Annotated in this window: 12 protein-coding genes; 8 read left to right on the top strand and 4 right to left on the bottom strand. The window is 51.1% G+C overall.

What is annotated here, in order from left to right; all coding sequences use genetic code 11:
• Positions 1-69: 69 nt before the first annotated feature.
• The 8 genes from L2725_RS16490 to L2725_RS16450 all read left to right on the top strand — a co-directional run bounded on the left by L2725_RS16490 (position 70) and on the right by L2725_RS16450 (position 10,591).
• Positions 70-633 (top strand): sigma-70 family RNA polymerase sigma factor, encoded by a 564-nt coding sequence (locus tag L2725_RS16490; RefSeq protein ID WP_248937806.1) that lies wholly within the window; start codon positions 70-72, stop codon positions 631-633.
• Positions 626-1,330, top strand: coding sequence for a DUF3379 family protein (locus L2725_RS16485; protein WP_249249936.1), 705 nt, complete (start codon positions 626-628; stop codon positions 1,328-1,330). The genes L2725_RS16490 and L2725_RS16485 overlap by 8 nt, the downstream gene beginning before the upstream one ends.
• Before the next feature lie 442 nt (positions 1,331-1,772).
• Positions 1,773-3,230 (top strand): sodium/proline symporter PutP, encoded by a 1,458-nt coding sequence (putP, locus tag L2725_RS16475; RefSeq protein WP_249249935.1) that lies wholly within the window; start codon positions 1,773-1,775, stop codon positions 3,228-3,230.
• 353 nt (positions 3,231-3,583) lie between these two features.
• Positions 3,584-4,822 (top strand): OmpP1/FadL family transporter, encoded by a 1,239-nt coding sequence (locus L2725_RS16470; RefSeq protein ID WP_249249934.1) that lies wholly within the window; start codon positions 3,584-3,586, stop codon positions 4,820-4,822.
• Between the two features lie 125 nt (positions 4,823-4,947).
• Complete coding sequence (locus L2725_RS16465; protein WP_115134809.1) at positions 4,948-5,664, top strand: SIMPL domain-containing protein; 717 nt, start codon at positions 4,948-4,950, stop codon at positions 5,662-5,664.
• A 193-nt stretch (positions 5,665-5,857) separates the two neighbouring features.
• Complete coding sequence (locus tag L2725_RS16460) at positions 5,858-6,883, top strand: efflux RND transporter periplasmic adaptor subunit (RefSeq protein WP_249249933.1); 1,026 nt, start codon at positions 5,858-5,860, stop codon at positions 6,881-6,883.
• Positions 6,883-10,083: an efflux RND transporter permease subunit gene (locus L2725_RS16455; protein ID WP_249249932.1), complete on the top strand. Its 3,201-nt coding sequence runs from the start codon at positions 6,883-6,885 to the stop codon at positions 10,081-10,083. Before L2725_RS16460 ends, L2725_RS16455 begins: the two co-directional genes overlap by 1 nt.
• Positions 10,084-10,207: 124 nt before the next feature.
• Positions 10,208-10,591: a rhodanese-like domain-containing protein gene (locus L2725_RS16450; protein ID WP_249249930.1), complete on the top strand. Its 384-nt coding sequence runs from the start codon at positions 10,208-10,210 to the stop codon at positions 10,589-10,591.
• Positions 10,592-10,641: 50 nt separating this feature from the next.
• Here L2725_RS16450 and L2725_RS16445 read toward each other — a convergent pair whose 3' ends face one another.
• From L2725_RS16445 to L2725_RS16430, 4 genes are all read right to left on the bottom strand, one after another.
• A complete protein-coding gene (locus L2725_RS16445) occupies positions 10,642-11,178 on the bottom strand; it encodes a YaeQ family protein (RefSeq protein WP_248937815.1) in 537 nt (178 codons plus the stop codon).
• Between the two features lie 68 nt (positions 11,179-11,246).
• Positions 11,247-12,158 carry a precorrin-2 dehydrogenase/sirohydrochlorin ferrochelatase family protein gene (locus tag L2725_RS16440; protein WP_249249928.1) on the bottom strand — a complete coding sequence of 304 codons (912 nt, stop codon included), beginning with the start codon at positions 12,156-12,158 and terminating at the stop codon, positions 11,247-11,249.
• 14 nt (positions 12,159-12,172) lie between these two features.
• Positions 12,173-12,532, bottom strand: a complete 360-nt coding sequence (locus L2725_RS16435; RefSeq protein WP_249249926.1) for a rhodanese-like domain-containing protein — start codon at positions 12,530-12,532, stop codon at positions 12,173-12,175.
• Between the two features lie 137 nt (positions 12,533-12,669).
• Positions 12,670-12,990, bottom strand: a complete 321-nt coding sequence (locus L2725_RS16430) for a putative signal transducing protein (RefSeq protein WP_115134816.1) — start codon at positions 12,988-12,990, stop codon at positions 12,670-12,672.
• Between the last annotated feature and the right edge of the window lie 3 nt (positions 12,991-12,993).

Below are 12,993 nucleotides of genomic sequence, written 5' to 3'. Positions count from 1 at the left end.
TGGTCGACGTTTTTTTATGCGCTTTTTTCAGCTAGCATTGTGATCATCATCCCATCGCGCCGATAAAAAATGTTTACAAACTGGCGAAAGAAAAAGTCTGAGCAGTCGGTCAAATCTGACATGCTGAATAAACAAAGACGATACGACAGCCTGGTTCGGGCGTTGCACAAGGATATCTTCCGTTATGCCTTTTGGCTTTGCGGAGATAAGCAGGTGGCTGAAGATATAACTCAGGAAACCTTTCTGCGCGCCTGGAAATCACTGGATTCCCTGAAGGATGAGAAGGCCGCCAAGGCCTGGCTGATCACCATACTGCGACGTGAAAATGCCCGCCGTTTTGAGCGCAAGCAGTTTGATTACTCGGATGTTGAGCAGGATACACTTGCAGACTCCTATAGCCCCAGTACAGAGGAGCATGCCGAGCAGTATCTTATCCGCAGGCATATCTCCAGGTTGGAACCTGAGTATCGCGAGCCTTTGGTATTACAGATCATTGGGGGCTTCAGCGGCGATGAGATTGCCGAGATGCTCGAGCTGAATCGTAATACAGTAATGACCCGACTGTTTCGGGCACGTAATCAATTGAAAGACGCGTTGGAAAGCGCCGAGATCAGAGGTCAATCCAATGGATGAATTAGAATTTCGCCGCCGGGCTTATGCTGACCCACAAAGCCGGGATGACGATTTTATCCAGGCCAGCGAAGAAACACCCGAGCGTCAGCAGTTTCTGAAAGACCTGAATAAGCTGGACGCCAAGCTCGAACAAGCGATGAGTCTGGATGTACCTGATGACCTGGCAGATAAACTGCTGTTGAATCAGCAACTGTCAAACCACAGACAGCAAAAGAAAACCGTCTCCTTTATGATGGCCATGGCGGCATCGGTTGCCATGGTACTGGGAGTGGGTTATGCCACCTGGCGGATGGCCCCCATTGAATTGAGTGAACACGCCATTGCCCACGTACTGCATGAACCTAAAGCACTCAGCGCCCATGGTGATATCAGCTTTAATCAGATTAATGCTCAGCTGGCGTCGCTGAAGGGATTTAATGATAAGGGATTCAGTTCACAGCCGGGCCAGATTTTTTACAGTACTTATTGTGATTTTCAGGGTGTCCGCAGCCTTCACTTGGTCATGCAGGGCGAAAATGGCAAGGTAACGCTGTTTATTGTCCCTACTGAGGAGCGTATGGCACTGGAAAGCCAGTTTGCCGACAACCACTTTAAAGGACTTGGGTTTTCCAAAGGCGACGCTTTCCTGCTGCTTGTAGGTGAAAACCAACAGGATCTGCAGTTTGCCCGACAAGAGCTGGATCAAAGCTTCATTTAAAACTAAAATCCCTCCCCTTCAAACAGGACGCCTATCGCGTCCTGTTTTGCATTTGTGATTGGGGTCACCCCAACAGATTGCGACACCGGGCAAGCAGCCAATATCATTTTTGCTTGTTGAATAGGGTCTGTTGACCTTTGAAGATGGTTTTTGCAGCTCTTTGTCGTTGTTTTATACAAAGCAACGCGATTGCGGTGTAGTTGTTCTACATAAATGAGCGTTAATGCAGTAGAAAGCGACGACAAACGCTGCCCGAAGGGCTCGGCTATACGCGCTTTACTCTTTGTTGCAAGGTATTTGCTTAGGCCCACTAGGCGGCACACCTTGCGTCGTGATTAAAGCGCGTCTATCTCGAGCAAAATTCAACCATGAAAGGTCAACAGACCCTCGTGTGTCGGGAACACCTATTTCTCACCAGAACAAAAATTCTTATGGGGTCATCATGACAGTTGAAACTCCCATCCTGATAACCTTTGCCGGTTATCTAGTACTAATGTTGGCAATCGGCTTTTGGGCCTACAAAGCCACGGATTCAGTAGACGACTATATTTTGGGCGGCCGCAAGATGGGGCCGGCAGTCACGGCGTTGAGCGTCGGCGCGTCAGATATGTCCGGTTGGGTACTGCTGGGCTTACCCGGTGCGGTTTATCTGGGTGGTTTGGGAGAGATATGGATTGGCGTCGGCCTGCTTATCGGTGCTTTGCTTAACTGGCTGTTTGTTGCCCGTCGCCTGCGTATTTTTACCGAGATGGCTGACAACGCCCTGACCCTGCCTGAGTTCTTTGAACACAGACTGGACGATAAACAAGGGATTCTCAAACTGGTCTCAGCCGCAACTATTCTGCTGTTTTTCACCTTTTACTCTGCTTCCGGCATGGTGGGCGGCGCCATATTGTTCGAAAAGGTATTCGGCCTGGATTATGTCACCGCGCTGCTGATAGGTTCGGCCATTATTGTGTCTTACACCTTTATTGGTGGCTTCTTTGCAGTGAGCTGGACTGACTTCTTCCAGGGGATCCTGATGCTGATTGCACTTATCATTGTCCCTGTGACTATTTTCTCTGAACCTCAGTCTCAGGGAGCGATAGACAGTATTACACCTGAGATGTTGCACCTGATGCCTGAGTCCATGACCCTTATGGGCTTTGTATCATTAATGGCCTGGGGACTGGGCTACTTTGGTCAGCCCCATATTCTGTCCCGCTTTATGGCTATTGAGTCCGATGCTGCCATTCCCACATCCCGTAATATTGCCATGGGATGGATGTTGATGGCCTTGATTGGCGCCCTGGGAGTAGGGTTCGCGGGCCACCTTTACTTCTACCAGACACCGCTGCAAAACTCAGAAACAGTCTTTATTCAGTTGGTTCAGGTCGCTTTTAACCCCTGGGTGGCCGGCTTACTTATCGCAGCTATTATGTCAGCTATCATGAGCACCATCGACTCTCAGCTACTGGTTTGCTCCAGTGTGATCACTGAAGATTTCTACCGCAGATGGGTTCGTCCCCAGGCTCAGAATGCCGAACTTTTGTGGGTTGGAAGAATCGGCGTGCTGGCCATTGCAGTTATCGCCGGCGTGCTGGCTTTGGATCCCAAAAGCAGTGTGCTGGAGCTGGTCAGCTATGCCTGGGCAGGATTCGGCGCCGCATTTGGCCCGGTAGTGATCTTGTCTCTGTTCTGGCGAGGTTTCAGTCGCAATGGTGCCATAGCAACCATTCTTGTTGGCGCTGTCACTGTGGTTGTCTGGAAACAGCTCAGTGGCGGCATCTTCGACATGTATGAAATGGTACCCGGATTCCTGTTTGCCTCACTGGCAGGCTGGGGGATCAGTCTGTTAAGCAAACCCAATGCAGCTGTCACTTCAGGCTTTGACCGATTCGTTGAACGAATCAAAGATTAAAGACGACTAACCCTTCAAAAATCTAGAGCAATTACTTTAAAATCAAGGTTTTTGGTAAATGGCGTACACCTGTACGCCATTTTTTGTATCAAAACGCAACGACCAAAATCACAATCACGCAACCAATGCATCAACCAGTCCTTTCCCTGTAATCATTGGCATCACTGAGGTCAGACCTCAACAGCTATATCCAGCATCAGAACCAAGCCCAGCACAAGCCACCAAATTAACCTTTAGTTAACACTTTTTCAGCTCTGGTCGGAGTTGTTGGAATCCCCTCGCATCCATACCATACGCGGCAATATTAAGGGGAGTGGGCAAAGACCGGCTTCCAATATGAAGAGAAGATAATAATGAAGTACTTCAACAAGACAATTCTGGCCGTAGCAATTACAGCTGCGAGCTCTCAAGCAATGGCTGCCGGTTTCCAGCTGAACAGCCAGTCTGCCACAGGTATCGGCCGCGCCTTCGCTGGTGACGCCGTTATCGCTGACAACGCCTCAGTACTGGCCCGTAACCCTGCCGCCATGGCGATGTTCGATGAGAAAGCTCTGTCTCTGGGTATCACCTATGCCGATGTTACTGCCGAGATCAAAGATGCTTCTTTGCATACCAAGAACCCATTAACTGGCCAACCAATCGCTGTTGAATACGGTGGTCTGGATAACGCTGCGGAAGGCAAGATTATTCCAAACGCCTTCTATATCCAGCCAATCAACGATACCTTCGCCTTCGGTCTGGGCGTATTCTCCAACTATGGCACAGGTACAGATACAACTGATTTGACTGCTGGCAAAGCACTGGCCCCAATTGACCTGATTGGTAACACTGAAGTGACTACAATCAACTTCAACGCCAGTGTCTCTGCCCGTATCAATGAGCAGTGGAGTGTAGGTGCCGGTCTGGACATTATCCACGGTGAAGGCGTGTTGACCCGTGGCGGTCAGAATGTGGTCGATGTTGAAGCTGATGGTATCGGTTTCGGCGGTATCGTAGGTGTTACCTATGAGCTGGATGCCAATAACCGCTTCGGTCTGAGCTACCGCTTCAGCCCGGATATGAAAGTGGAAGGCACTCTGAAGAAACTGGCTAACCCAACTCAACCTCTGGCGGACCACGAAGAGCTGACTGTGCCTATGGCAGATATCGCTCAGTTTGCCGGTTTCCACCAGTTGACCGAACAGTTTGCCCTGTCATACACAGCACAGTGGACCCAGTGGAGTAACTTCGATTCTGTGGACCTGCACGGCCCTGATGAGCCACTGAAAGTTTATCAGTGGAAAGACTCCTGGTTCTTCAGTGTTGGTGGTACCTACACCCTGAATGATCAATGGACCCTGCGCGCCGGTTACGCTTATGACCAGGGCGTAGTGGATGATATCCAGTCTATCTCTATTCCTGACTCTGACCGTCAGTGGGTATCTGTGGGTGCGACATATCACCTGACTCCCAAGTCCTCTGTCGACTTTGGTTTTGCCCATGTAATGGGTGAAGAAACTCATTTGAGCGAGCAGTCTTTGTTTGGTCAGCTGAACGCAGTTACCAACACTGGTGCCAACTACATCTCATTGCAGTACAGCTACAGCTTCTAAGCCTGGAGCTTTAAGTTAAGCTGATTCAGCATTCAACGCCCCGCCTTTGCGGGGCGTTTTGTTTTCTTGTCCCAAAGAGTTAGCGGGAGTAGAGTGAAGCCAAAGTATCTTCGTAAGGAGCAATGATGAGATCTTCGTCCCCTCTTTCCGCACTCATCCTCGGGGTATTGCTGGCGACCGGGTTACTGGGTGCAGCCTGGCTGGCAAGCGATACTCTGCTGCAGGTGAAATCGATGGACCGCACGGTCAATGTCAAAGGCCTGGCAGAACAAGAGGTCAATGCCAATATTGCTATCTGGCCGATACAGTTTACTGAAGTCGATAATGACCTTGGCAGTCTGTATCGCAACGTTGAAGCCAAAACCCAGATTGTGGTCAGTTTTCTGAAAGCCCTTGGTTTTAAAGATGACGAGATCACAGTGTCGCTGCCCAATATCGAGGACAGACAGGCCCGCGGCTATGTGGACCCCAATGTCAGATACCGCTATTTCGCCAAATCAACAGTATCGGTTTATACCAACAATGTTGAGCAGGTGCGTCTCAGCAGAGGCAAGCTGACCCAATTGCTGGAGAAAGGCATCACCATCTCTACGGACGATTATCAAAGCCGGGTGGAGTATCTGTTTACAGGCCTCAACGAAATCAAACCTGAAATGATCCAACTGGCCACCCGCAATGCCAGAGAGGTCGCTGAAAAGTTTGCCCGGGATTCAGACTCAAAGCTGGGTAAAATCAAAACCGCCAGTCAGGGTCAATTCATCATCACAGACAGAGACAGTAACACACCTTACATCAAAAAAGTCAGAGTAGTCTCGACCCTCACCTATTACCTGACAGACTGAGTCGAAATGAATCCAAAGGCCGGAAGTTGTTCCGGCCTTTCTATATCTACCCGGCGTCCCCACCATATTAATACTATCTTTATGAGTGAATAAGATTATTTATTAGATTTTTTTAATGGATATATTGTTCTTTACGCCCACTTTCATTAGAATTTTCTCATGGATTGATTTTTACCCTACTTAGAGATTCTCCATGATCAGAAGAAAACGGACTTTCAGTGCCATAGCACTTGGCTTGGTTTTGTCGAGCAACAGCCTAGCTGCTGAAGCTGTTGATACCCTGACAATCACTCAGACTCCACAGAACCGATATCTGACACTGGATGCCACCATAGAGCCGGTAAAGGCAGCAACTGTGTCTGCGCAAACATCAGGCCGTGTTCTCAATATCAATTACGACGTCAACGATAAAGTCCCGGCCAACGCCAGCCTGCTGGAGATCACCTCAATTGAGCAGGGAGCATCACTGGCCGCTGCTGAAGCTGAGTTCGCCCGGGCCAATGCCCTTAATGCAGATGCTCAGGCGCAGCTGCAACGATTCAGCGATCTGTTTCCACAGGGAGCAGTATCCAGGGGGGAGATGGACAGAGTCACGGCACAGGCCAAAAATGCTCAAGGGGCAGTGGAAGCTGCTAAAGCCGGGGTTGAAAAAGCCCGGGAGTCTGTCGCCTACACCCAGGTGTACGCGCCGTTTTCCGGTATTGTGACCCAGCGCCACGTTGAAATCGGTGAGGCCGTTGCTCCCGGACAAGCTTTATTATCGGGCTATTCATTAAATCAGATGCGTGCAGTATTAATGGTGCCCCAGCAGTACCTGCCAGCACTGAAGAACAACTCACAAATCAATATTGCACTTGACGATGGTCGCCGTTTTCAACTGGACAAGTTTCAGATCTTTAATTTCGCTTCTGCTGTCGGCCACAATTTTGAAGTAAGGGTGCCCTTCCCTGAACAAACTCCGGATATGGCCCCGGGAACCATGGCTAAAGCCAGCTTTGTTATTGAGAAACGGCCTATGGTACTCGTTCCACAAAGTGCCCTGTATACCCAGAACGAACTCAGCGCTGTGTATTTGAAGCAGGGAGACAAGTTCCTGTTGACTCAGGTCCGTGTGGGAGAGAACCAGGCTGATCAGGTAGTGATTCTTGCCGGGCTGAGGAAGGGGGATGTGATTGCCCTCAATGCCTATGACGCACTGCTTAAGCAGAGGGCACCATAATGGACAAACAGACAGCTCATTCTGGCATTTCAGGGCGCGTTGCGGCGCTGTTCTTAGACAATGCTATTACGCCACTGCTGGCCATCCTGGGTCTCCTGCTGGGCTTGTTTGCCATACTGGTCACTCCGAAAGAGGAAGAACCCCAAATCGACGTGACCTTTGCCGATGTGTTTGTCCCTTTTCCCGGCGCAACGCCAAGAGAGGTAGAGCAACTGGTCACTCTGCCCGCCGAGCAGGTAATCTCCCAGATCCGGGATATTGATACCCTCTACTCCTTCTCCCGGGCGGATGGTGCCATGTTTATTGTTGCATTCGACGTTGGCGTGCCCAGATCAGAAGCCATAGTCCGCCTTTATAACCAGCTTTACTCCAATATGGATAAACTGCCTGCGGCGGCAGGGGTTGGAGAACCATTGATTAAACCCAGAGGAATAGATGATGTGCCCATTGTTAATCTCACCCTGTGGAGCGAGGATCCCAACGTCACAGCGTCGGCACTCACCCGGGTCGCACAGAACCTGGAAACTGAGCTCAAACGCATCTCCGGCACCCGGGAGGTTTATACCCTGGGTCAACATCAACTGGTACTCAATGTTCGAATAGATCCGGCCAAACTGATGGGCTATGGCCTGTCATTTGACCAAATAGGCCAGAGCCTGAAAAACAATAACCTGATCTCCATGCCAGCTTCTCTGATTCAGGATAATCAGGTTATTCAGGTGCAGGCGGGGCAGTTCCTTCATAGCCAGGCAGATGTGGAGCAGCTTTTGGTAGCTGTGTTGCCGGATCCATCCGGCCGGGAGCAGCCGGTTTATCTTGGTGATATTGCCGATATCACACTGGCGGCAGATATTCCTGACAATAACGTGCATTACACAGGCCAACACGGCACCTTTCCGGCAGTGACCATAGCCATTGGCAAGCAGGCTGGACAAAATGCCGTAGATATTGCGCTGGCCGTGCGCGAACGATTAAACGCGGTTAACAATATCCTGCTGCCGGACAATATCAAGGTGGAGATTACCCGTGACTATGGCCAAACCGCGGCAGACAAATCCAATACCCTCATTTTCAAATTAATATTCGCCACGGCTGCAGTCGTGCTGTTGGTGGTTCTGACCATGGGGTTGAGAGAATCTGTGGTCGTCGGCATCGCCATTATCATCACTTTGGCAATAACCCTGTTTGCCAGTTGGGCCTGGGGGTTCACCCTTAACCGGGTGTCGCTGTTCGCATTGATCTTTTCCATCGGAATTCTGGTAGATGATGCCATTGTGGTGGTTGAAAATATTCATCGTCATATGTCGATGACAGATAAACCGCTGCGCGAGCTGATCCCAGACGCTGTGGATGAGGTGGGAGGCCCAACCATTCTGGCGACATTTACCGTGATTGCCGCCCTGCTGCCCATGGCGTTTGTATCGGGATTGATGGGCCCCTATATGAGTCCTATCCCCATTAACGCCAGTATGGGCATGTTGATCTCTTTGGTAATAGCCTTCGCCATTACTCCCTGGCTGGCGGAGAAGCTGCTTAAGCGGCACCAAAAGCCGCCTCATGACACAGATGGCAAAGCCCCTCGCCTCCAGAGGCTATTTAGCAAGCTGATGAGCCCATTCCTGAACGGAAGAGATGGCCGTAAAGCCCGCACATTGCTGGGACTGGGTGTGATAAGCCTGATCGCGCTGGCGCTTGCCCTTCCTTTGACAAAACATGTGGTACTCAAGATGCTGCCATTCGACAACAAATCTGAGTTCCAGGTCATAGTCGATATGCCAGAGGGGACTCCACTTGAAGATACCCAGCGGGTACTCAGGGAGATGGCTGACTATCTGCTGACAGTGGCGGAGGTCAAAGATCTGCAACAGTACGCTGGCACAGCAGCGCCCATGAACTTTAATGGCCTGGTGCGCCATTACTTCCTGCGGCAAAGTCCTGAGCTGGGCGATATTCAGGTGAACCTGCATGACAAACACAACAGAGACAGAGCAAGTCATGAGATCGCTCTGGCGGTGCGGCCTCAGCTAAGCCAGATAGCAAAACAGCACAATGCGGCGGTCAAAGTCGTGGAGGTGCCGCCGGGTCCACCGGTTTGGTCCCCCATAGTGGCAGAGGTTTATGGTCCGAGCCCGGCTATCCGTAAACAGGCGGCACAGGAAGTAGAGGCTCAATTCAGAGCAACAAAGGATGTCGTGGACATAGACATTATGGTTCCGGCCAGACAGCACAAATGGCAGGTTCGCATTGACCGTCAGCGTGCCGCCCTGCTGGGAGTATCCTATGCCAGCGTGGTTGATGCTGTTGCGACTTCTGTGGGCGGAAAAGACGCGGGGACGTTGCATCTGGATGGCCAGAAAACCCCGGTTCCCATCAGGCTGGAGCTGCAGGAGGGCAGCAAGATGGATCTGGATGCCCTGCTTAATATGACGTTGACAGGCACCAAAGGGCCTGTGCCTATTGCGGAGCTGGTCCATATCGACAAAGGCTTTATCGAGCGGGAAATCGTCCACAGAAATATGGTCCCCATGATCATGGTGACAGCCGATATGGCCGGGCCGTTGGACAGCCCCCTGTATGGTATGTTCGATATTATCAGCGGACTTGAACACAAGTTCCCGACCATGTCACAGCACTATATCCAGCAGCCATCAGGTCTGGACCAAATAGCGGTACTCTGGGATGGAGAATGGAAGATCACCTATGAAACCTTCAGGGATATGGGTATAGCCTACGCGGTTGGCATGATCGCCATCTACCTGTTGGTAGTGGCACACTTCCGCTCCTATCTGGTGCCACTGATAATAATGGCCCCTATTCCCCTGACCATTATCGGGGTGATGCCGGGCCATGCCCTGCTGAGCGCTCAATTCACCGCGACCTCTATGATAGGCATGATAGCGTTGGCCGGGATTATCGTGCGTAACTCCATTCTGTTGGTGGACTTTATCAAGCTGCAACAGGAGCGTGGAGTCGCTTTGGCCGAGGCAGTCGTGTCAGCCTCAGCAGTGAGGGCCAAGCCGATTATGCTGACGGCGGTGGCTGCCATGACCGGAGCCCTGTTTATTCTGGATGACCCTATATTCAACGGTCTGGCCATCAGCCTGATCTTCGGCATTCTGGTCTCCACGGCATTAACCCTGGTGGTGATTCCACTTCTGTATTATGCCTGGCTATATCCTAAAGAGATAAATAGCCGCTGAGTCAGCCACAGGGGGTATAACCATCTGTTTTAAATTGTTTTTACCTGATTCAAACAGATAACTATGCTGATAATTAAATTAGGCGTAGAATCCAAAATTGAACTTTCTATCAGAAGGAATTGACATGCTTTCAACCAAGACACTCTGCACGCGGATTCTGGCACCTGTGCTGTTTCTTTTCGCCCTGCTCAGCGGTGTAGTCCAGGCAAATGATAAGGTTTATCAGCAGGCATGGAATCATATTGCCGACGGCGCTTTGATAGTCGATGTAAGAACCCCGGCAGAATTTGCTCAGGGTCACCTGCCAGGCGCAATTAACATTCCACTGCCCCAGGTCGTAGAAGAGTTTGCCACCAGAAATATCGGTAAAGATTCAGATGTGATGCTCTATTGCCGCAGTGGCAACCGCAGTGGTCAGGCCCAGAAAGCCCTTATCGCCGAAGGTTATACCAATACCTTTAACGGTCTAGGTTATCAGGGCTTAATGGCTCACAAGCCCCAGCAGTAATTACGCTGAAAAAGCAAAGCCCGGCTATGTAGTCGGGCTTTTTGTATAATCTATTGAAGCCTTTCTGGGGTGACCAGCACAGTATCCACGCCGTTGGAGACATAAATCTCACCATCGCTTACCGAGAAGTTCAGCTGCATGGTACGACTGACCAAACCGCCCAATGCTTTCACCTGATCGGCAGGGAAGTTCCACACTTCCAGATTCTGATAACGCCTGAAGGCTGACTCGTTTTTCTGCCACCACACAGGCACACTGCGGCCACCATAGGCATACAGTTTCACCTGCTTGGCGCGGCCGGCAGCCTTGCGCAGCCACTTCTCGTCAGCCTCGCCAAACTCGACCCAAAGACGAATTTCACCGGACAGCTCCTTAAGCCAAAGCTCGGGCTCATCATCAACGCACAGTCCCTTACTGAATTCCAATCCCTCTTCAGCATTCAGGGCATAGGCCAGCAGGCGTACCATCATGCGTTCGTCGGTTTCTGAAGGGTGTTGCGCCAAGGTCAAGCCATGATCATGGTAATAGTGTCTGTCCATGTCAGCGATTTGCAAATTAGCTTTAAATACAGTGGCTTTAAGTGCCATTAACAGGCTCCGGAATAATAGTGTGGGCGCAGGGTATCAGGCCTGCACTGCATGTCAATCCTGACGCATTAGAGCGCCCCGGGCTGCAAAAACCGGGCTTCAGGAAAATGTGCCCTGAGGGAATCAATACAGGCCTTGTCTGCATAAACCAGCAACCTCTCTCCCCGTTGCAACTGCTGGCTAAGCTCACTGAGTTTAGGCAATGTGCCGCGGCTGGCGTCACGCCTGAGCAGTTCGTTCAGGGCTTCAGGTATCTCACATTCAGCATAGACGGCATCCAATCGCTGCAACAGAGGCACCACGGCCAAAGGCAGAAGCTCAGGGTTAATGTCGGTTTCCAGCAGTAATAGTTCCCCTTGAGTAGCCACATTGTTGAATGACAGGTCATAGCAAAGCTCTGTCTGACTGTCGAAGCGGTCACCGTTAAACTGAAAAAAGCGTTCCCAGAAGATACGACGCGCTTTACCTGAGGGTAGCCTTTGCTGCACATCATCACGACGCGAGGCCACAAAATTGAGTAAGGGGCTCAGCGACTGGGGCAACATAGCTTCAAGTTTAGCCCTGATTTGGCGAGCGAATACCGGAGCTGCGCCAGCAGTGCTGATGGCGACCACCATGCGCCCCCGGTCAACGATGGAGGGAGTAATAAAATCACAGGCCCGGGGAGTATCTACCACATTCACTAGGCCACCGGCTTCTTTAGCTGCCGCTGCCAGCCTGAGGTTCAATGATTCGCTGTCAGTAGCCAGGTAAACCAGATCCCACCCCGGCATATCCTCAGGCAGTGCCGCACGGGTCTGAACCCTGACTTCTTCCTTTTCGGCTCTGAGCAATATCTCCTCAATAACCTCTGGAGCAATCAGGTTAATCTCTGCGTTGGTGCGGGCCAGCAGATCAAGTTTGCGGGCGGCCACTTCCCCACCGCCGACAATCAGCACCTTCAGCTTTTGCGTATCAACAAACAGGGGAAAGTACTGCATTCAAATCGTCCTTGTCAGTCTTTAACCAGAGGCAGTAAACGCTGCACCCAAGCCTTATATCCTCCCACCAGCGAGGCCACCTTGGTGTAGCCCATTAACTGCAGGTTGTGAGCCGCCAGAGCACTGCGGTATCCGCCACCACAGTACAGCAGCAAGGGAGTGCTTTTATCGGGGAAACGGGTTTCAATATCCCGTTCGAGAATACCCCGTCCGAGGTGGACGGCGCGGGGCAGATGGTCTTTGAGCCATTCTCTGTCTTCGCGGACATCAACCAGCTGCCAGGCATCATCAGCCTGGTAATCTTCAATGGTGATTTCGACTATGCCGGGTCGAATGGTATTGACCAGGGCTTCAAATCCGGGGTTATGCTGCACAGCTCATTCCTCACTGGTGACCGGAACTACAGTGTAATGCGTGGAATGTGGCGCGGGCAATAAGCCAACACCAAAAAGATAATGGCTATCGCGTTGACGCCATTAAGATTTTGAAGGTCTACTCAAAGGCAACTGAACTAGTCGTTGTGACGTTCACAACACTCAGCGCTACAGTTCCAGCACAGCTCAAAACTGGCCTCGTTCCACTCCTGACACTGGACACATTGCCACTTGGGCTGTTCGGCCTGTAACTGACACAGCTGCTGTTTCGCAGCATCAATACTGGACTCAGGGACCCAGAGCTCAACCGTTTGCATATCTACCGGCAGCTCACCAATGCCCCCCATCAGAGCTTCACCTCTGAGTTCAACCGGGATACCACAGGCCTCCAAAAGCCCCTTCCAGGTATGGGCTTGAAGCAAGTTCCCCCCGGCCACTAAACATTTACGTTCTTCCATGGC

This window comes from Shewanella corallii (genome assembly GCF_023349125.1).
GTDB classification, from domain to species: Bacteria; Pseudomonadota; Gammaproteobacteria; order Enterobacterales; family Shewanellaceae; genus Shewanella; species Shewanella corallii.
Note: the sequence above shows the minus strand (reverse complement) of the source record. Positions and strands in the feature narration are given on the sequence as shown.

What these genes read in the sequence shown, in the direction of transcription:
- L2725_RS16490 (WP_248937806.1), top strand. Translation starts at nt 70, where the DNA reads ATGTTTACAAACTGGCGAAAGAAAAAGTCTGAGCAGTCGGTCAAATCT.
- L2725_RS16485 (WP_249249936.1), top strand. Translation starts at nt 626, where the DNA reads ATGGATGAATTAGAATTTCGCCGCCGGGCTTATGCTGACCCACAAAGC.
- putP (WP_249249935.1), top strand. Translation starts at nt 1,773, where the DNA reads ATGACAGTTGAAACTCCCATCCTGATAACCTTTGCCGGTTATCTAGTA.
- L2725_RS16470 (WP_249249934.1), top strand. Translation starts at nt 3,584, where the DNA reads ATGAAGTACTTCAACAAGACAATTCTGGCCGTAGCAATTACAGCTGCG.
- L2725_RS16465 (WP_115134809.1), top strand. Translation starts at nt 4,948, where the DNA reads ATGAGATCTTCGTCCCCTCTTTCCGCACTCATCCTCGGGGTATTGCTG.
- L2725_RS16460 (WP_249249933.1), top strand. Translation starts at nt 5,858, where the DNA reads ATGATCAGAAGAAAACGGACTTTCAGTGCCATAGCACTTGGCTTGGTT.
- L2725_RS16455 (WP_249249932.1), top strand. Translation starts at nt 6,883, where the DNA reads ATGGACAAACAGACAGCTCATTCTGGCATTTCAGGGCGCGTTGCGGCG.
- L2725_RS16450 (WP_249249930.1), top strand. Translation starts at nt 10,208, where the DNA reads ATGCTTTCAACCAAGACACTCTGCACGCGGATTCTGGCACCTGTGCTG.
- L2725_RS16445 (WP_248937815.1), bottom strand. Translation starts at nt 11,178, where the DNA reads ATGGCACTTAAAGCCACTGTATTTAAAGCTAATTTGCAAATCGCTGAC.
- L2725_RS16440 (WP_249249928.1), bottom strand. Translation starts at nt 12,158, where the DNA reads ATGCAGTACTTTCCCCTGTTTGTTGATACGCAAAAGCTGAAGGTGCTG.
- L2725_RS16430 (WP_115134816.1), bottom strand. Translation starts at nt 12,990, where the DNA reads ATGGAAGAACGTAAATGTTTAGTGGCCGGGGGGAACTTGCTTCAAGCC.